Annotated in this window: 18 protein-coding genes; 7 read left to right on the forward strand and 11 right to left on the reverse strand. The window is 60.5% G+C overall.

The window, feature by feature from the left end; translation table 11 throughout:
* Window positions 1-32 precede the first annotated feature (32 nt).
* The gene (locus BMZ46_RS16465; protein WP_064600493.1) at window positions 33-416 is read right to left on the reverse strand and encodes a COG4315 family predicted lipoprotein; all 384 of its coding nucleotides are present in this window, start codon (window positions 414-416) and stop codon (window positions 33-35) included.
* 151 nt (window positions 417-567) lie between these two features.
* On the opposite strand from BMZ46_RS16465, the gene phoB reads away from it, so the two are divergent.
* The 3 genes from phoB to BMZ46_RS16480 all read left to right on the forward strand — a co-directional run bounded on the left by phoB (window position 568) and on the right by BMZ46_RS16480 (window position 4,135).
* Window positions 568-1,257 (forward strand): phosphate regulon transcriptional regulator PhoB, encoded by a 690-nt coding sequence (gene phoB / locus BMZ46_RS16470; protein ID WP_003229608.1) that lies wholly within the window; start codon window positions 568-570, stop codon window positions 1,255-1,257.
* A 139-nt stretch (window positions 1,258-1,396) separates the two neighbouring features.
* Window positions 1,397-2,683: a phosphate regulon sensor histidine kinase PhoR gene (gene phoR, locus BMZ46_RS16475; RefSeq protein ID WP_254778420.1), complete on the forward strand. Its 1,287-nt coding sequence runs from the start codon at window positions 1,397-1,399 to the stop codon at window positions 2,681-2,683.
* 111 nt (window positions 2,684-2,794) lie between these two features.
* Window positions 2,795-4,135, forward strand: coding sequence for a hemolysin family protein (locus tag BMZ46_RS16480; protein WP_007954342.1), 1,341 nt, complete (start codon window positions 2,795-2,797; stop codon window positions 4,133-4,135).
* 6 nt (window positions 4,136-4,141) lie between these two features.
* Here the strand turns inward: BMZ46_RS16480 and BMZ46_RS16485 are convergent, their stop codons facing one another.
* From BMZ46_RS16485 to BMZ46_RS16515, 7 genes are all read right to left on the reverse strand, one after another.
* The gene (locus BMZ46_RS16485) at window positions 4,142-5,038 is read right to left on the reverse strand and encodes a peptidoglycan DD-metalloendopeptidase family protein (protein WP_039765119.1); all 897 of its coding nucleotides are present in this window, start codon (window positions 5,036-5,038) and stop codon (window positions 4,142-4,144) included.
* Between the two features lie 186 nt (window positions 5,039-5,224).
* Window positions 5,225-6,181, reverse strand: coding sequence for a response regulator (locus tag BMZ46_RS16490; RefSeq protein ID WP_039765117.1), 957 nt, complete (start codon window positions 6,179-6,181; stop codon window positions 5,225-5,227).
* A gap of 177 nt (window positions 6,182-6,358) precedes the next feature.
* The gene (phoU, locus tag BMZ46_RS16495) at window positions 6,359-7,120 is read right to left on the reverse strand and encodes a phosphate signaling complex protein PhoU (RefSeq protein ID WP_007954334.1); all 762 of its coding nucleotides are present in this window, start codon (window positions 7,118-7,120) and stop codon (window positions 6,359-6,361) included.
* A 124-nt stretch (window positions 7,121-7,244) separates the two neighbouring features.
* Window positions 7,245-8,078 carry a phosphate ABC transporter ATP-binding protein PstB gene (gene pstB, locus BMZ46_RS16500; RefSeq protein ID WP_007954333.1) on the reverse strand — a complete coding sequence of 278 codons (834 nt, stop codon included), beginning with the start codon at window positions 8,076-8,078 and terminating at the stop codon, window positions 7,245-7,247.
* 93 nt (window positions 8,079-8,171) lie between these two features.
* Window positions 8,172-9,842: a phosphate ABC transporter permease PstA gene (gene pstA / locus BMZ46_RS16505; RefSeq protein WP_074689923.1), complete on the reverse strand. Its 1,671-nt coding sequence runs from the start codon at window positions 9,840-9,842 to the stop codon at window positions 8,172-8,174.
* Window positions 9,843-9,858: 16 nt separating this feature from the next.
* On the reverse strand, window positions 9,859-11,892 hold the full coding sequence (locus BMZ46_RS16510) for an ABC transporter permease subunit (protein ID WP_170844920.1): 2,034 nt from the start codon (window positions 11,890-11,892) through the stop codon (window positions 9,859-9,861).
* 424 nt (window positions 11,893-12,316) lie between these two features.
* Window positions 12,317-13,318, reverse strand: coding sequence for a phosphate ABC transporter substrate-binding protein PstS (locus BMZ46_RS16515; RefSeq protein WP_039765110.1), 1,002 nt, complete (start codon window positions 13,316-13,318; stop codon window positions 12,317-12,319).
* A gap of 187 nt (window positions 13,319-13,505) precedes the next feature.
* Here BMZ46_RS16515 and BMZ46_RS16520 point away from each other — a divergent pair, with 187 nt between their 5' ends.
* Window positions 13,506-14,564 carry a helix-turn-helix domain-containing protein gene (locus BMZ46_RS16520; RefSeq protein WP_039765108.1) on the forward strand — a complete coding sequence of 353 codons (1,059 nt, stop codon included), beginning with the start codon at window positions 13,506-13,508 and terminating at the stop codon, window positions 14,562-14,564.
* Entirely contained in the window at window positions 14,561-15,052 is a 492-nt protein-coding gene (locus BMZ46_RS16525; RefSeq protein ID WP_039765106.1) for a PIN domain-containing protein, read from the forward strand. Before BMZ46_RS16520 ends, BMZ46_RS16525 begins: the two co-directional genes overlap by 4 nt.
* A gap of 14 nt (window positions 15,053-15,066) precedes the next feature.
* Here BMZ46_RS16525 and BMZ46_RS16530 read toward each other — a convergent pair whose 3' ends face one another.
* Entirely contained in the window at window positions 15,067-16,365 is a 1,299-nt protein-coding gene (locus BMZ46_RS16530; RefSeq protein ID WP_074689921.1) for an MFS transporter, read from the reverse strand.
* A 377-nt stretch (window positions 16,366-16,742) separates the two neighbouring features.
* Between BMZ46_RS16530 and BMZ46_RS16535 the strand changes: the two genes are divergently transcribed.
* Entirely contained in the window at window positions 16,743-17,147 is a 405-nt protein-coding gene (locus BMZ46_RS16535) for an acyl-CoA thioesterase (RefSeq protein ID WP_003229628.1), read from the forward strand.
* Window positions 17,148-17,204: 57 nt separating this feature from the next.
* Window positions 17,205-18,104, forward strand: a complete 900-nt coding sequence (locus tag BMZ46_RS16540; protein ID WP_074689919.1) for a D-hexose-6-phosphate mutarotase — start codon at window positions 17,205-17,207, stop codon at window positions 18,102-18,104.
* Between the two features lie 47 nt (window positions 18,105-18,151).
* On the opposite strand, the gene BMZ46_RS16545 is transcribed toward BMZ46_RS16540, so the two are convergent.
* Window positions 18,152-18,688, reverse strand: coding sequence for a DUF3299 domain-containing protein (locus tag BMZ46_RS16545; protein ID WP_039765102.1), 537 nt, complete (start codon window positions 18,686-18,688; stop codon window positions 18,152-18,154).
* Between the two features lie 103 nt (window positions 18,689-18,791).
* A complete protein-coding gene (locus BMZ46_RS16550) occupies window positions 18,792-19,037 on the reverse strand; it encodes a GlsB/YeaQ/YmgE family stress response membrane protein (RefSeq protein WP_003229635.1) in 246 nt (81 codons plus the stop codon).
* Between the last annotated feature and the right edge of the window lie 73 nt (window positions 19,038-19,110).

Here is a 19,110-nt window from a genome sequence, read left to right on the forward strand (position 1 = left end):
GCGGGCCGCGATCCTGATTCACTGCCAATGAATTACTTGTGCTCGTGAACCACGTGCCACACGTCCTTCATGCCATCGCCCTTCATTTCTCCGGGCTTCTCGTCCTTCACGAAGGTGTACAGCGGCTTGCCGTCGTAGGCGTACTGCATCATGCCGTCATCGCGTTTGATGACTGTCCATTTACCTTCAGCCTTGGCATCCGCCGGCGCCATCAACGGCGGCCAGTTCTTGGCGCAATCGTCGTTGCACATCGACTTGCCGCCACTGTCCTTGTCGAACGTGTAAAGCGTCATGCCCTTGTGGTCGACCATCATTCCGTCTTTCATCATGGCCGGCTCGGCCGCCATCGCCAGTCCGGGCAGAGTCAGGGCAGCAGCCATCAGCAAAGCCTTAAAGGAAGCAGTCATTTGAGTCATGGAAACCTTCTCTTGTGGTTGTCAGGATTCGGACTTAGAGCTTAGTTCAGGATTCGCACAATCGCCGCCGGACTAAAATACTGTCACACGACTGCAATAATTCCGTTATCTAATGCGGCGCAAGACAGTTAAATGACAAGAGGATTAAGGCATGGTTGGCAGGAGCATTCTGATCGTCGACGACGAAGCGCCCATTCGCGAAATGATCGCCGTTGCGTTGGAAATGGCCGGCTATGACTGCCTCGAGGCAGAGAACTCGCAGCAGGCCCACGCCATCATCGTCGACCGCAAACCGGACCTGATCCTGCTCGACTGGATGCTGCCCGGCACTTCCGGCATCGAGCTGGCCCGCCGCCTCAAGCGTGACGAGCTGACCGGGGACATCCCGATCATCATGCTCACTGCCAAGGGCGAAGAGGACAACAAGATCCAGGGCCTGGAAGTCGGCGCCGACGACTACATCACCAAACCGTTTTCCCCCCGCGAACTGGTGGCACGCCTCAAGGCCGTGCTGCGTCGCGCCGGCCCGACCGATGGCGAAGCGCCGATCGAAGTCGGCGGCCTGCTGCTCGACCCGATCAGCCACCGCGTGACCATCGATGGCCGTCCGGCCGAGATGGGCCCGACCGAATACCGCCTGCTGCAATTCTTCATGACCCACCAGGAACGCGCCTACACCCGTGGCCAGTTGCTGGACCAGGTCTGGGGCGGCAACGTCTATGTTGAAGAGCGCACCGTCGACGTGCACATCCGGCGCCTGCGCAAGGCTCTCGGCGACGCCTACGAAAATCTGGTACAAACCGTGCGCGGCACCGGCTACCGGTTCTCCACCAAAGCATAAATAGGCAGCTGCAAGCTTCTAGCTACAAGCGGCAAGTAAAAGCCGATCCGCTTTAGCTTGAAGCTTGCAGCTCGACACTCGACGCTGCGTTTAAGGACGTTCCGTGAACCAAAACTGGCATGGCACCCTGATTCGCCACATGCTGTTGCTGGTCACCGGCTGCCTGGTGATCGGCCTGATCACCGGCTACTACGGCTGGAGCCTGGCGGCGGGCTTGGGCCTTTATCTGGCCTGGACGCTCAAGCAACTGCTGCGCCTGCACGAATGGCTGCGCCTGCACCAACCCGATGAAGCACCGCCCGACGGCTACGGCCTGTGGGGCGAGGTGTTCGACAGCATCTACCACCTGCAACGCCGCGACCAACGGGTACGCGGACGCCTGCAAGCGGTGATCGACCGCGTTCAGGAGTCCACCGCCGCGCTGAAAGACGCGGTGATCATGCTCGACAGCGACGGCAACCTGGAGTGGTGGAACCGCGCCGCCGAAACCCTGCTCGGCCTCAAGACCCCGCAGGACAGCGGCCAACCGGTAACCAACCTGGTCCGCCATCCGCGTTTCAAGGAATACTTCGAGCAGGAAAGCTACGCCGAGCCGCTGGAAATCCCTTCGCCGACCAACGATCGCGTACGCATCCAGCTGTACCTCACGCGGTACGGCAACAACGAGCACCTGATGCTGGTCCGCGACGTCACGCGCATCCATCAGTTGGAACAGATGCGCAAGGACTTCATCGCCAACGTCTCCCATGAGCTGCGCACCCCACTGACGGTGATCTGCGGCTACCTGGAAACCCTGCTCGACAACGTCGAGGAAGTGAACCCGCGCTGGAGCCGTGCCCTGCAGCAGATGCAGCAACAGGGCGGACGCATGCAGACCCTGCTCAACGACCTGCTGCTGCTGGCCAAGCTGGAAGCCACCGACTACCCGTCGGACAACCAGCCGGTGCACATCGACACCCTGTTGCAGTCGATCAAGAGCGACGCGCAGCAGCTGTCAGGATCGAAGAATCAGAAAATCACCCTGGAAGCCGACACCAGCATTCTGCTCAAGGGCAGCGAGGCGGAACTGCGCAGTGCGTTTTCCAACCTGGTGTTCAACGCGGTCAAATACACCCCGGCCGAAGGCAATATCAGCATTCGCTGGTGGGGCGACGATCAAGGCGCACACCTCAGCGTGCAGGATTCCGGGATCGGCATCGACAGCAAACACCTGCCGCGCCTGACCGAACGCTTCTACCGCGTCGACTCCAGCCGCAACTCCAACACCGGCGGCACCGGCCTGGGCCTGGCCATCGTCAAACACGTGCTGCTGCGCCATCGCGCACGGATGGAGATCAGCAGCGTGCCCGGTCATGGCAGCACCTTCACCTGCCATTTCGCCCCGGCGCAGGTCGCTCAGGCACGGGTCATCAGCGCCACTGAGTAATGCCGGACTAGGCAATCGCCAGGTCAGCCGCTACATTGGCTGACTTGCGCCTGCCTTTCAGGTGCGGATTTTTCTTTCTTTCGAATCACACGGAACCCGCAAAACTCCATCATGGACCCTTCCCCTGGCTTGTCCCTCGCAACAATATTCGCCGATTTCGGCATGATTCTTTTCGCTCTGATCCTGGTTCTGCTCAACGGCTTCTTCGTTGCGGCGGAATTCGCCATGGTCAAACTGCGCTCGACCCGGGTCGAAGCCATCGCTGAACAGCACGGCTGGCGCGGGCACATCCTGCGCACGGTGCACAGTCAGCTCGATGCTTACCTCTCGGCGTGCCAGCTCGGTATCACCCTCGCCTCCCTCGGCCTGGGCTGGGTCGGCGAGCCGGCGTTCGCGCACATTCTCGAACCGCTGCTGAGCGCGGTCGGCGTGCAGTCGGCGGAAGTCGTCAAAGGCATCTCGTTCTTCACCGCGTTCTTCATCATTTCGTACCTGCACATCGTGGTCGGCGAGCTCGCACCCAAATCCTGGGCGATCCGCAAACCCGAGCTGCTGTCGCTGTGGACGGCGGTGCCGCTGTACCTGTTCTACTGGGCCATGTACCCGGCGATCTACCTGCTCAACGCCAGCGCCAACACCATCCTGCGCATTGCAGGACAAGGTGAACCCGGCCCGCATCACGAGCACCATTACAGCCGTGAAGAACTGAAACTGATCCTGCACTCCAGCCGTGGTCAGGACCCGAGCGACCAGGGCATGCGCGTGCTGGCCTCGGCGGTGGAAATGGGCGAACTGGAAGTGGTCGACTGGGCCAACTCCCGGGAAGACCTGATTACCCTCGAATTCAACGCCCCGCTGAAAGAAATCCTGGCGATGTTCCGTCGCCACAAGTTCAGCCGTTATCCGGTGTACGACAGCGAGCGCAAGGAGTTCGTCGGCCTGCTGCACATCAAGGATCTGCTGCTGGAGCTGGCGGCGCTGGATCACATTCCCGAGTCGTTCAACCTCGCCGAACTGACCCGCCCGCTGGAACGCGTGTCGCGGCACATGCCGCTGTCGCAGCTGCTGGAACAGTTCCGCAAGGGCGGCTCGCACTTCGCTGTGGTTGAAGAAGCCGACGGCAACATCATCGGCTACCTGACCATGGAAGACGTGCTGGAAGTTCTGGTCGGCGACATCCAGGACGAACACCGCAAGGCCGAGCGCGGCATCCTCGCCTACCAGCCGGGCAAGTTGCTGGTGCGGGGCGATACGCCGCTGTTCAAGGTCGAGCGCCTGCTGGGGATCGACCTGGATCACATCGAAGCCGAAACCCTCGCCGGGCTGATCTACGAAACCCTGAAACGGGTGCCGGAAGAGGAAGAAGTGCTGGAAGTCGAAGGCCTGCGGATCATCATCAAAAAGATGAAAGGTCCGAAGATCATTCTGGCCAAGGTGCTGATGCTCGACTGACGGGGTTTACTGCTTGCCCAGCGCAAAGTTGGGCAACGCCCCCAGCGGCCGGTTGAACTGATACGGAATCGACACCAGCCCCATCCCGGTATTGCGCTGCACCACGAAGTGCAGGTGCGGGCCGCTGCTGTTGCCGGTGTTGCCGGACAGCGCCAGCGGACTGCCCACCGCCACTCGCTGCCCCTCGCGCACACTCACCGACCCTTGTTTGAGATGCAGGTACACGCCCATCGTGCCGTCGTCGTGCAGGATCCGCACGAAGTTGCCGGACGGATCCGTGCCGCGTCCGTTCTGGGAATTCTCGGTCTTCACCACCACCCCGGCGCGCGCCGCGATGATCGGCGTGCCGACCGGCATGGCAATGTCCATCGCGTATTTGTTCTTCGGCCCGAAGTGGCTGTAATCACCATTGGCGCCCTGACTCAGGCGAAACGGCCCGCCACGCCATGGAAACGGATAACGATAGCCCTGAGCCGCGCCAGCCGGATCGCCGAGGGAATACTGGAACATCGGCGTGTACACCAGCGGTTTGCCACCGGATACCGGCGTCAGCAACGCCAGCCGCGTATTGCTGCGCGCCGGCAGCACCCGGCGAATCGTTTGCGCCGGTGCGCCGCGCACGTTGCTCATCCCGGTAAACGCCAGGGCAACCTCGACCGGCGCATACAGGTCGTTGCGCACGAACACCACGTCCGCGCCCTTCTGCTTCTTGATGTCGAGATAGACCTGGCGCTCCAGGCGCTCGACCATCCGGTCCTGAAACACGAACACCTGGGAGCCTTTGCTCGGACGGTCGCTGTACGAAACCACTCCGTTGGCATCGGTGGATTTGTAGATCGTCATGGCCACCGTCGAGGTGGAGGCCATGAACAGACCACAGAAAAACAGCAGGCGCAGGGGCATGGGCAAAAGTTCTGTCGAGTAAGGCCTGGGAATGAGCCTAGCAGCTGAAGCAGACCAGGCTAGTCGACAGATGTTTCAAAATGGCAGGTGCAGGAGATGATCGTCCCCACGCTCTGCGTGGGGACGCAGAGCGTCCCTTGAGGCATTCCCACGCGGAGCGTGGGAACGATCAGCGTAAAACGACGCTTACGCGCCCGGAACGAAGTGCTTCTGCGCCGTGCCGCGGGCGATCAGGCGGGAGATGTAGTCGAGCTTCTGCGCGTCCTGGTCGACGAAGCGGAAGGTCAGTTGCAGCCAGTCGCTGTCGGGTTTCGGTTCGTGGGCAACGACGGCGTGCAGGTAGCCGTTGAGACGGGCGATTTCGGCGTTGTCGCCCTGCTCCAGATCGAGCACGGCGCTGTCGAGGATCTGCGGCAGGGTGTCGGTGCGTTTCACCACCAGCAGCGCTTCCTTGATGCTCAGGGCCTTGATCACGCATTGCTGGGTGCCGCTTGGCAGGCGCAGTTGACCCTGACCGCGACCGCCGGCCGGAGCGCTGGAGGCTGCCGGGGCTTTCACAGGCGGGCTGTTGAGCAGGCCACGCTGTGGCGCGGCGGCAGGTGCCGGGGCCGCAGCGGCAGGCTTGGCAAACGGATTCACTGCCGCAGCCGTCGGTGGAGAACCAACCACGGCAGCCTTGCCACCGGTCAACGCGCTCAGGGAGTCGTTGCCGAACGCCGAGTTCATCTTGGTCGGGGCGCTGTTCATCAGGGTGTCGAGTTTGCCGACCTTGTTCAGGGCCTGCTTGACCTTGGTCAGCAGTTGCTCGTTGGTGAACGGCTTGCTGACGTAACCGGTAACGCCGGCCTGGATCGCCTGCACGACGTTTTCCTTGTCGCCCCGGCTGGTGACCATGATGAATGGCATGGTCTTGAGGTTGTCCTGCTCACGGCACCAGGTCAGCAGTTCGAGACCGGACATTTCCGGCATTTCCCAGTCGCACAGCACCAGGTCGAAGGCTTCCTTGGCCAGCATGGCCTGAGCCTTCTTGCCATTGATGGCGTCCTCGGTGCGGATCCCCGGGAAGTAATTACGCAGGCACTTTTTCACCAGGTCACGAATGAACGATGCATCGTCCACGACCAACACACTGATCTTGCTCATCCAACACCCCTATTAAAATCCCGGCAAGCATAACGCTGGCTGATGGCACATTGCCAAAACTCTTCAGTCACGCCGGGACTTTTCGTTCGCGGGTGCTGCTTTTTATTTCGGTTCTGCCTATGAGAAGCAGAAACAAAAACGCCCGGCCAAAGGGCCGGGCGCTTTTCTCAGGCAATCTTACTTATCGTCAGCATCGCCCGGAACATTAGCGGTTTCGCCACTTGTCCCTTCAACTTCTTCCTTCATGCGCTTGAGGCCCATGTGCCGCACATCGGTGCCGCGCACCAGATAAATCACAAGCTCCGAGATGTTGCGCGCGTGGTCGCCGATCCGCTCCAGCGAACGCAGCACCCAGATAATGCTCAAGACCCGCGAGATAGAGCGTGGGTCTTCCATCATGTAGGTCGCCAGCTCGCGCAGGGCGGTCTTGTATTCGCGGTCGATGATCTTGTCGTACTGCGCCACCGACAACGCCAGGTCGGCGTCGAAGCGTGCAAAGGCGTCCAGCGCATCGCGGACCATGTTGCGCACCTGGTCGCCGATGTGGCGAACCTCGACGTAACCGCGCGGCGCTTCGCCTTCTTCGCACAACTGGATCGCACGGCGGGCGATCTTGGTCGCTTCGTCGCCGATACGCTCCAGGTCGATCACCGACTTGGAGATGCTGATGATCAGACGCAGGTCGGAGGCCGCCGGCTGACGACGGGCCAGAATGCGCAGGCATTCTTCGTCGATGTTGCGTTCCATCTGGTTGATCTGGTCGTCGATCTCGCGCACTTGCTGGGCCAGGCCCGAGTCGGCCTCGATCAGCGCGGTGACCGCGTCGTTGACCTGCTTCTCGACCAGCCCGCCCATGGCCAGCAGGTGGCTGCGCACTTCTTCCAGTTCGGCGTTGAACTGCGCGGAAATGTGATGAGTGAGGCCTTCTTTGGAAATCATGCGTTCGCTCCGAAAAAGCGTTTAACCAAGAGCTGCAAGCTACGAGCTGCAAGCTGTTATGTGGTGTTCCCTGCCGCATCGCTTCTAACTTGCCGCTTGAAGCTTGCCGCTTGCAGCTGTACGGCTAGCCGTATCGCCCTGTGATGTAGTCTTCGGTCTGCTTCTTGGCCGGATTGGTGAACAGGGTATCGGTGTCGCCGAATTCCACCAGTTTGCCCATGTACATGAACGCCGTGTAGTCGGACACCCGCGCCGCCTGTTGCATGTTGTGGGTAACGATGACGATGGTGAACTTGGATTTGAGCTCGTAGATCAGCTCTTCGACTTTCAGGGTCGAGATCGGGTCAAGTGCCGAGCACGGTTCGTCGAGCAGCAGCACTTCCGGTTCCACGGCGATGGTGCGGGCGATCACCAGACGCTGCTGCTGACCACCGGACAGGCCGAGGGCCGAGTCATGCAGACGGTCTTTCACTTCGTCCCACAGGGCCGCACCTTTCAGTGCCCACTCGACGGCTTCGTCGAGGATGCGCTTCTTGTTGATGCCCTGGATGCGCAGGCCGTAGACCACGTTTTCGTAGATGGTCTTGGGGAACGGGTTAGGCTTCTGGAACACCATGCCGACCCGGCGACGCAGCTCGGCCACGTCTTCGCCCTTGCGGTAGATATTGTTGCCGTACAGGTTGATCGCGCCTTCGACACGGCAGCCGTCCACCAGGTCGTTCATGCGGTTGAAGGTACGCAGCAGCGTGGACTTGCCGCAGCCGGACGGGCCGATGAAGGCGGTCACGCGCTGTTTCGGGATGTTCATGCTGACGTCGAACAGCGCCTGTTTCTCGCCGTAGTACAGGCTCAGGCCCGGTACTTCGATGGCCACGGTTTCCTGCTCGAGGTTCAGGCTCTGCTTGTCGCGGCCCAGGGCAGACATGTTGATGCCGTGGGTATGTGTTTCGTGCTGCATGGGTCTCACTCCGTTCGTAGCTGCAAGCTTCTAGCTGCAAGCTGCAAGTTTGAGCAAAAGCGGCTTGTAGCTTGCCGCTTGTGGCTAATGGCTTTAGCTGTCTAGAGCTTTGTACTTCTCGCGCAGGTGGTTACGGATGTACACCGCCGACAGGTTCAGGGTGGCGATCACCAGCACCAGCAACAGCGCCGTGGCGTACACCAGCGGCCGCGCGGCCTCGACGTTCGGGCTCTGGAAGCCGACGTCGTAGATGTGGAAGCCCAGGTGCATGATCTTCTGATCCAGGTGCAGGTACGGGTAGTTGCCGTCCACCGGCAGCGACGGCGCCAGTTTCACCACACCCACCAGCATCAGCGGCGCCACTTCACCGGCGGCGCGAGCCACGGCGAGGATCATGCCGGTCATCATGGCCGGACTGGCCATCGGCAGAACGATCTTCCACAGGGTTTCAGCCTTGGTCGCACCGAGGGCCAGCGAGCCCTCACGCACGGTGCGCGGGATACGCGCCAGACCTTCTTCGGTGGCCACGATCACCACCGGCACCGCCAGCAGCGCCAGGGTCAACGAAGCCCAGAGCAGACCCGGCGTACCGAAGGTCGGTGCCGGCAGCGCTTCCGGGAAGAACAGACGGTCGAGCGAGCCACCGAGCACGTAGACGAAGAAGCCCAGACCGAACACGCCGTAAACAATCGCCGGAACACCCGCCAGGTTGTTCACCGCGATCCGGATCACCCGGGTCAGGGTGTTCTGCTTGGCGTATTCACGCAGGTACACCGCCGCCAACACGCCGAACGGGGTCACGATCATCGCCATGATCAGGGTCATCATCACGGTGCCGAAGATCGCCGGGAAAATCCCGCCTTCGGTGTTCGCTTCACGCGGGTCGTCGGACAGGAATTCCCAGACCTTGCTGAAGTAGAAACCGATCTTGGTGAACGTCCCCATCGCGTTCGGCTGGTAGGCGTGAACCACTTTACCCAGGCCGATTTCGATTTCCTTGCCGTTCGCATCACGAGCGGTCAAAGCGTCACGGTTGAACTGGGCGTGCAGGTCGGCCAGACGGGCTTCGATGTCCTGATAGCGGGCGTTCAGCTCGGCGCGCTCGGATTCCATGTCCGCTTGCGCGGTGGCGTCGAGCTTGCCTTCCAGCTCCAGCTTGCGACCGTGCAGACGGATGCGCTCGAGGCCGGCGTTGATCGCGCCGATGTCGGTTTTTTCCAGCGACTTGAGCTGCGAGGCGAGGCCGTTCACACGGTTGATCCGCGCTTGCAGCTCAGGCCAGGCGGCTTCGCCTTCGGCGATCACCTTGCCGTCCTGTTTGACGTTGACCAGGTAGCCGTAGAAGTTGCCCCACTCACGACGCTCCAGCGCCATCAGTTCCACCGGCGTGGTCTGGTTGGTCAGCCACTCGCCGACGATCCAGGTGAAGTCGTTGCCGTTCAGGTCACGATTGCCGACCTTGATCAGCTCGCGGGTCATGAATTCCGGACCTTCGTCCGGCACCGGCAGGCCGGCGCTCTTCAGACGGGCGCGCGGCACTTCTTCTTTCTGCACCACTTCGCCCACGACCAGATGCTGGCCCTGGCCCGGTACGTCATAGCTGGCGTGGATCAAATCCGCCGGCCAGAAGTGACCCAGACCGCGCACGGCGATCACCGCCAGCAGGCCAATGGTCATGATGACCGCGATGGACACCGCGCCGCCGCTGATCCAGACGCCGGGGGCGCCGCTCTTGAACCATCCTTTCAGGGAGTTCTGTTTCACAGACTTCTACCTTTGCTTAAAGCGACGAGTATTTCTTGCGCAGACGCTGACGAATCAGTTCCGCGAGGGTGTTCATGACGAAGGTGAACAACAGCAGCACCAGCGCCGAGAGGAACAGCACGCGGTAGTGGCTGCCGCCGACTTCCGACTCCGGCATTTCCACCGCGACGTTGGCGGCCAGGGTGCGCAGGCCTTCGAACAGGTTCATTTCCATGACCGGGGTGTTGCCGGTGGCCATCAGCACGATCATGGTTTCGCCGACCGCACGGCCCATGCCGATCATCAGCGCCGAGAAGATGCCCGGGCTGGCGGTCAGGATCACCACGCGAGTCATGGTCTGCCATGGCGTGGCACCGAGGGCCAGCGAGCCCAGGGTCAGGCCGCGCGGCACGCTGAACACGGCGTCTTCGGCGATCGAGTAGATGTTCGGGATCACCGCAAAACCCATGGCCAGACCGACCACCAGAGCGTTGCGCTGGTCGTAGGTGATGCCCAGGTCGTGAGAGATCCACATGCGCATGTCACCGCCGAAGAACCAGTTCTCCATGAACGGGCTCATGTACAACGACAGCCAGCCCACGAACAGGATCACCGGAATCAGCAGTGCACTTTCCCAGCCGTCCGGGACTTTCAGGCGGATCGATTCAGGCAGGCGGCTGAAGGTGAAACCGGCGATCAGAATGCCGATCGGCAGCAGCATCAGCAGGCTGAAGATGCCCGGCAGATGCCCTTCTACATAAGGCGCGAGGAACAGACCGGCGAAGAAGCCGAGGATCACCGTCGGCATCGCTTCCATCAGCTCGATCACCGGTTTGACCTTGCGGCGCATGCCCGGGGCCATGAAGTACGCGGTGTAGATCGCCGCGGCGACGGCCAGCGGAGCAGCCAGCAGCATCGCGTAGAACGCGGCTTTCAGGGTGCCGAAGGTCAGTGGCGACAGGCTCAGTTTCGGTTCGAAATCGGTGTTGGCGGCGGTCGATTGCCAGACGTATTTAGGCTCGTCGTAGTTCTCGTACCAGACCTTGCTCCACAGTGCGCTCCACGAGACTTCCGGGTGCGGGTTGTCGAGCAGCAGCGGTTGCAGCTTGCCGCCGGCTTCGACAATCACGCGGTTGGCGCGCGGCGACAGGCCGAACAGGCCCTGGCCTTCGACGACTTGATCGACCAGCAAGGTGCGGTGCGCGGTACTGTGGAACACGCCGAGCTTGCCGCTGGCATCCAGGGCCAGGAAGCCCTTGCGACGTTCTTCGGCGGAAATTTCAACGATCGGCGTGGTGCCCATCTGGAAGGTGCGGATCTGCTTCAGGCGCAGTTCGCCATCGGTGTCGCGGGCCATGAACCACTGGGCCAGGCCACCTTTGGAGTCACCGACGATCAGCGAGATACCACCGACCAGTTGCGTAGTCGCAGTGACTTCAGCGTCAGCGTTTTCCAGCAGCTTGTAGCGACCGTTGAGGCTCTTGTCGCGCAGGCTGAACACGTCGGCCTGGGCACGCCCGTTTACCACGTACAGCCACTGCTGGCGCGGGTCGACGAAGATGTTTTTCACCGGCTCGGTCATCTGCGGCAGATCGATACGCTTCTGCTCGTTGGTGACTTCGCCGGTCATCATGTTTTCTTCGCTGGTCAGCGACAACACGTTGAGTTGCGAACCGGTGGAGCCAACCAGCATCAGGGTCGAGTCGGTGGCGTTGAGGCTGACGTGCTCCAGCGCCCCGCCGCTTTCGTTGAGCGCGATCGGTGTCTCGCCGTACGGATACTCGATGGCCGGAGTGATGGTTTTCTTGCCATCCGGGTAGCTGACTTTATAAGTGTGACGGAACACCAGCGCCTGACCGTTGGACAGTCCCACGGCCACCAGCGGATGGCCCGGCTGGTCTTCGCCGATGGAGGTCACACTGGCGCCTGCCGGCAAGGGCAGATCGACGCGCTTCAGTTCAGCGCCACTGTCGATGTCGAAGAACAGCGCCTGGCCCTTGTCGGAAACGCGCATGGCCACCTGATTCTGCTCTTCGAGCGAAATCATCAGTGGCTTGCCGGCGTCCTGCATCCAGGCCGGGGTGAGTGCATCTTTCGCGGTCAGGTCGGCACCCTTGAACAGCGGCGCGACGACGTAGGCGAGGAAGAAGAAGATCAGGGTGATGGCTGCCAGTACCGCCAGACCGCCGACGAGGACGTACCAGCGAGTGAAGCGATCCTTGAGCGCGCGAATGCGGCGCTTGCGTTGCAACTCAGGCGTATTGAAGTCAATGCGCTTGGGAGGGTTCGTAGTCATTTTGGAATTGGCCAGATCATTCATGCGCACACCCTAGCGATCCTGTATGACAGAAAGATGACAATGCAGTGACGCACCAAATCCGCCGCCAGCAGGGCACTGGCAGTGGATAGAAGAATTCGGGGAGTGTGGGGGCCAGGCCGCTTGCGGGCCGGGCCCCACACGTGAGTCAGGCGGGGTTCACCCCTGACTCAGTTTGTTACTTTTTTGCGACTTCAGCGCCGCCTTCCTGCAGACCCAGGTCAGCCAGTGCTTTCGCAGCAACCTTGGCCGGCAGTGGGATGTAACCGTCTTTCACGACCACTTCCTGACCCTGTTTCGACAGAATCAGTTTCACGAACTCGGCTTCCAGCGGGGCCAGAGGCTTGTTCGGGGCCTTGTTGACGTATACGTACAGGAAACGCGACAGCGGGTACTTGCCGTTCAGGGCGTTTTCTTCGGTGTCTTCGATGAAGTCCGAGCTGCCTTTCTTGGCCAGGGCCACGGTTTTCACGCTGGCGGTCTTGTAGCCGATGCCCGAGTAACCGATGCCGTTCAGCGAGGAGCTGATCGACTGCACGACCGAAGCCGAGCCTGGTTGTTCGTTGACGTTAGGCTTGTAGTCGCCTTTGCACAGGGCTTCTTCCTTGAAGTAGCCGTAGGTGCCGGATACCGAGTTACGGCCAAACAGCTGAACCGGCTTGTTCGCCAGGTCGCCGGTCACGCCCAGGTCGCCCCAGGTTTTCACGTCGGCTTTGGCGCCGCACAGACGGGTGGACGAGAAGATTGCGTCAACCTGTTCCATGGTCAGGTGCTGGATCGGGTTGTCCTTGTGTACGAAGACAGCCAGGGCGTCCACGGCAACCGGGATAGCGGTTGGCTTGTAGCCGTATTTCTGTTCGAAGGCCGCCAGTTCGGTGTCCTTCATCTTGCGGCTCATCGGGCCCAGGTTGGAGGTGCCTTCAGTCAGCGCAGGTGGTGCGGTGGCGGAGCCAGCGGCCTGAATCTGGATGTTTACGTTCGGGTATTCTTTTTTGTAGTTCTCAGCCCAGAGGGTCATGAGGTTGGCCAGGGTATCGGAGCCGACGCTGGACAGGTTGCCCGACACACCAGTGGTCTTGGTGTAGCTCGGGATCGCAGGGTCAACAGCGGCAACCGCGTTGGCAGTCGCAACGCCAGCAGCGACAAAAGTCATTGCCGCCATCAAACGCTTCAGTTTCATGCCTTACTCCTAGCAGATAGGGTGTGTTAAGTCGGGGCCAAGTATCAGCAGGCCGTGTGAACACTCTATGGCTGAAATATGACAATTGGATGAAAGGCCAGCATCCGAGGTGTCGCAAAAAATGAATTCCGCAGCAGGTTGACAAATCGAATCCAAAAGATAGCCTTGTCAACCACGAGAGGAACTCATGATAAACGACCGAATTCGCCGCGCCCGCCTGCAACGAGGCCTCACCCTAGAGGGTCTGGCGGCCCAGCTTGGCGACATCACCAAACAAGCGTTAAGCAAATATGAGAAAGGGTTGAGCACTCCAAACTCTTCTCGCCTGCTGCAACTGGCCAAGGCACTTCAGGTCAGCCCCGAATATTTTTTCCGCGCGGAGGTTATTCCTCTGGCACCTCTTGAGTTTCGAAAGCTGGCCAGAATGCCCAAGTATCGCCAAGCTCAAGTTGAAGAAAAAATTCGGGAACATCTCGAGCGCTACATTTCACTTGAGCAATGTTTCGATCCTGCAGATATCCAGACCCCTGCTACCCCCGCACAGATGCTCCCTGTTTCAACCCTTGAGGAGGCTGAGCTGGCAGCCGAGAAGCTTCGCCAGTTTTGGGGAATCGGTAGCGATCCCATCGCCAATCTGACTGAGCAACTGGAAGAGCACAGCATCAAGGTTGCAATGCTGAACGGCCCAGATGATTTCGATGGCGCTTGTGCTGCTACCGGTGACGGCGAACATGTACTAATTGCTTTGAATGCTGACCGTCCAGGTGAGCGAATCAGATTTACGGCTGCTCATGAGCTCGGCCATTGGGTTATGGCGTTGCCTGGAGACATGCCGGAGAGAGACAAAGAAAACTGTTGTCACCGCTTTGCCGGCGCATTTCTCTATCCCGCCAAAAGCGTAACCGGCGATTTCGGCAGCCATCCCCGGTCCAGAGTCCATCCACGAGAGCTACTGATCGCCAAACGCCAATACGGAATATCGATGCACGCTGCGTTGAGACGACTGAAGGATCTGAAGCTACTTAGCGAAAGTGGCTACAAATCCCTCACTATTCAATTCAGTGCCAACGGCTGGCGCAAAGCAGAGCCCGAACCTATGCCGTGCAAACCGCCCCAGCGCTTTGATTCCCTGGTGTTCTGGGGATTGGCAGAAGGATTGATCACCAAGTCGCGGGCTGCTGAACTCCTGCGCAAACCAGTGAGCGCACTTGACCCCAATTTCTTGGGCTCACTGGAGAGTGCATGAGTCTGATCTATATCAGTGATACAAATATCTGGATCGACTTCAGAAATGCCGGATTGCTGGAGCAGATGTTCAGCTTGCCGTTTACGCTGTGTTGCACTGACTTCGTAATGTACGAACTCGACGACTTTTCACACGACGAGCTGCTCGACCGAGGGTTGATTGTCGAATCGTTCGATGAGGCAGGTGTAATAAGATTGTCGGGGCTGAGGATCGAGCACAACAACAGCTCTTTAGCCGACGTCTCCTGCTACTTGCTTGCGCAGGAAACGGGCCGTCCTTTACTCACCGGAGATGGCAGGTTGCGCCGTCAGGCCCAAAGAGATGGGTTACAGGTACACGGCGCGCTATGGCTGCTCGATTTAATGGTAGAGCACCAAGTCATCGACGAAACAGAAGCTGCAAATGCTTTGGCTCACATGCTCGAACACGGTGCTCGCCTGCCGATTGGCGAGTGTGAAACAAGGCTTTCGCGCTGGCGAAAGCCCTGAGTTCTGGAACTAAATCAGCGTCCCTTCTTCCACAACCACGCGCCGACCAGGATCCCCATCCCGCACAGCACCGCCACATAGTAGGCCGGCCCCATCGCGCTTTCTTTCAGCAGCAGGCTGACGACCATCGGGGTCAGGCCGCCGAAGATCGCGTAAGCGACGTTATAAGAGAAGGACAGACCGCTGAAGCGCACCACCGGCGGGAAAGCCTTCACCATCACATAAGGCACCGCGCCAATGGTGCCGACCAGGAAACCGGTCAACGCGTACAGCGGGAACAGCCAGTTCGGGTGATCGGCGAGGCTGTGATAGAACGTCCAGGAGCTGGCAAGCAGAGCCGCGCAGCCGAACACAAACACGCGACCGGCACCAAAACGATCCGCCAGCGCGCCGGAAATGATGCAGCCGAAGCTCAGGAATACGATCGCGAGGCTATTGGATTGCAGCGCGGTGGTCGGCGAGAAGTGATAGACCGTTTGCAGCACGGTCGGGGTCATCAGGATCACCACGACGATACCGGCGGACAGCAGCCAGGTCAGCAGCATCGACACTGCGATCGCCCCGCGATGGTCACGCAGCACGGCGCGCAGCGGCACTTCTTCGGCCAGCGCCTTGCGCTGTTGCAGTTCGGCGAACACCGGGGTTTCGTGCAGCCAGCGGCGCAGGTAAACCGAGAACAGGCCGAACACGCCACCCAGCAGGAACGGGATCCGCCAGGCGTAATCCGAAACTTCCGTTGGCGTATAGAGGCTGTTGATCGCGGTGGCGACCAGCGATCCCAGCAGGATGCCTGCCGTCAGGCCGCTGGTCAGGGTGCCGCAGGCGTAGCCGATGTGCTTGCCGGGTACGTGTTCGGAAACGAAGACCCACGCCCCCGGCACCTCACCGCCAATCGCCGCGCCCTGAATCACGCGCATCAACAGCAGCAGGATCGGCGCCCACAGGCCGATCTGCGCGTAGGTCGGCAACAGGCCCATGATCAGGGTCGGCACCGCCATCATGAAAATGCTCAGGGTGAACATCTTCTTGCGCCCCAGCAGGTCGCCGAAGTGCGCCATGACGATCCCGCCCAGCGGCCGCGCGAGGTAGCCGGCGGCGAAGATGCCGAAGGTCTGCATCAGGCGCAGCCACTCGGGCATGTCGGCCGGGAAGAACAATTTGCCGACCACGGTGGCGAAGAACACGAAGATGATGAAATCGTAAAACTCCAGCGCGCCCCCCAGGGCCGATAGCGACAGAGTCTTGTAGTCATTGCGGGTCAACGGTCGTGCGGGTTGGTCGGGCTGCGCGAGGCTCGAGGGCGCTGTGGTCATGGCAAGGTCTTCTCTTATAGTCGGATCTGCCGCCACAACAACGCTGGCTGTGGCTCGGGCAGGTTCGGCACCATAGCAAATTGTTCGAAAAAGCACATAGAGGTGCGTATTTGCCGGTCGAAATCAGAACCGGACGGTCGTCGCGGAGTCTACCGACCGATATACTCGCAACCTTGCTCCGGTTTGTAGGGGGTTGCTGTGCGAAAACGTCGTTGGCCCGGCCTTTGCTCGGGATTAGCCGGTTTCGCAGAGTTTCTCCTTAGGCGCCTGATGGAAAACGTGACGAACGTAGTATGTTCGGTGCTGAATCGTTTTTCCCGAAGACGGCTACCACCAGCAGCACCAACGAAGAGTCACGGGTCAGAGGCACCCCCGGCATGATAGAGCTCGAACAAGAAGATCCGATCCCGCAAGGCGACCTGGCCCTGCAAATCACCGCACTTCCCCGCGAAACCAACGGCTTCGGCGATATTTTCGGCGGTTGGCTGGTCGCACAGATGGACCTGGCCGGCACGGCCATGGCCAGCCGTGTTGCCGGTGGCCGTGTCGCGACCGTCGCCATCGACCGCATGGCGTTTCTGGTGCCGGTGGCTGTCGGCGCGCAATTGTCCTTTTATACCCAGACCCTGGAAATCGGCCGCAGCTCGATCCAGATGATGGTCGAGGTGTGGAGCGACGACCCGCTGTCCAGCGAGTGGCGTAAAGTGACCGAAGCGGTGTTCGTGTTCGTTGCCATCGATGGCAGCGGTCGCACCCGCTCGGTTCCGCCACGCGCACGTTAAACCTCGCGACCGTTTCACGGTCGATAGTCGTCCAAGTTGCTGATCGAGAGTTGTCCCATGAACACGCCCAACGTTGAAGCCGTGAAACTGGATGAACTGAACTGCTGGCGCATCCGCCACGGTCAGGCCGAAGTGCTGGTGGCCCAGCAAGGCGCGCACATCCTCAGTTATCAGGTGGACGGCCAGCCGCCGATCATCTGGCTGAACGACAAGGCCGTGTTCAAGACCGGCCAGAGCATCCGCGCCGGTGTGCCGGTGTGCTGGCCGTGGTTCGGCAAGTTCGAACGCAACCCGCAGAGCGTGCAGGCGATGCGCGTCAGCGAGGAACCGGCCGCCGCCCACGGGTTTGTCCGGGCGATGGATTGGGAACTAGGCGGCATCGAAACCGAAGGTGAAAGCCTGAAGGTGGAGTTCACCCTGCCCTACCCCGAAGGCGGTTTTCCGGGCTGGTCGCATCAGGTCGACCTGACCCTGACCCTGCGCCTCGACGATCAGTTGCACATCAGCCTGACCAGCCACAACCGTGGCGCCGACACCGTCAGCATCAGCCAGGCGCTGCACAGCTATTTCGCGGTCAGCGATGTGCGCAACGTGCGCGTCGAAGGCGTGGATGGCCTGGATTACATCGAGACCCTGGACGACTGGAAGACTCACACCCAGCAAGGCGACCTGCGTTTTGCCGGGGAAATCGACCGCATCTATCTCGACGCTCCGTCGCAACTGAGCATCGTCGACCCGGCCTGGGAACGGCGCATCGTGCTGACCGCTACCGGTTCACGCACGGCGGTGATCTGGAACCCGTGGATAGACCGCGCCGCCGCGCTCAGCGACATGGATAACGACGGCTGGCAGCGCATGCTGTGCATCGAGACGGCGAACGTGATGAGTGATGTGATGACTCTGGCGCCGGATGCCGGTCACACAATGGGTGTCAGTATTGGCAGCGAGCCACTCTGAAAACAAAAATCGCAGCCCTGAGGCTGCGTTTTTTTTGCGGGTCTGAATTACAGATCCGATTCCTGCACCACCCGCACCTTGTCCGCTTCCAGCGCATACGCCGCATCGGCCAGGTCATTGCTGACCTTTTCGATCTTCAGCGTGCCGGTCACCCATAACGGCGTGTAGATATCGTCCAGCTTCAAACCCTTCGGATAGCGCACCAGCACCAGTTGATTCGGTGGCGGTGGCGGAACATGGATGCACGCGCCCGGGTACGGCACCAGGAAGAACAGCGTGCTGCGACCCTTGGCGTCGGATTCCAGCGGCACCGGATAACCGCCGATGCGGATGTGTTTGTCATTCATCGACGCCACGGTCTTGGTCGAATACATCACCGCCGGCAAACCTTTGGCCTGCTTCATCCCGCCTTTCTGGGTGAAGGTGCCGGTGGCTTCCGGGGAGTTGTGGTCGATTTCAGGCATGGCCTCGAGGGCTTTCTGGTCCGACTTGGGCATCAGTTCCAGCCAGTCGGTTTCCGGCAGTTCGCCGGCGTGGGCCATACCGCTGCCCAGCAAAAGGAGAGTCAACAGAAGACGGCGCATGAAGGTGCTCGGTAAAGGATGCTCGAAAAGGGAGGGGACGCTGAATCGCCGAGCATTTTAGCCCTCCCCGCCGGATTGGCGGAGAGGACTTTGTCGCTTTGAATCAGTTCTTTTTGATCAGGCCGTAGATCACCAGCAATACGATGGCGCCAACCAGCGCACCGATGAAACCTGCGCCCTGACCGGCCTGATAGATGCCCAGGGCCTGGCCGCCGTAGGTGGCTGCCAGCGAACCGCCGATACCGAGCAGGATGGTCATGATCCAGCCCATGCTGTCATCGCCCGGTTTCAGGAACCGCGCCAGCAGGCCGACGATGAGGCCGATAAAGATGGTTCCGATAATTCCCATGGCATTTCCTCTGAATGGTAGATATGCGATGAAGCCTAGCCAGACTTTCGCATCCTGCCATCAGAGAACGGCG

It is taken from the genome of Pseudomonas sp. NFIX49 (assembly GCF_900115915.1).
GTDB classification, from domain to species: domain Bacteria; phylum Pseudomonadota; class Gammaproteobacteria; order Pseudomonadales; family Pseudomonadaceae; genus Aquipseudomonas; species Aquipseudomonas pharyngis.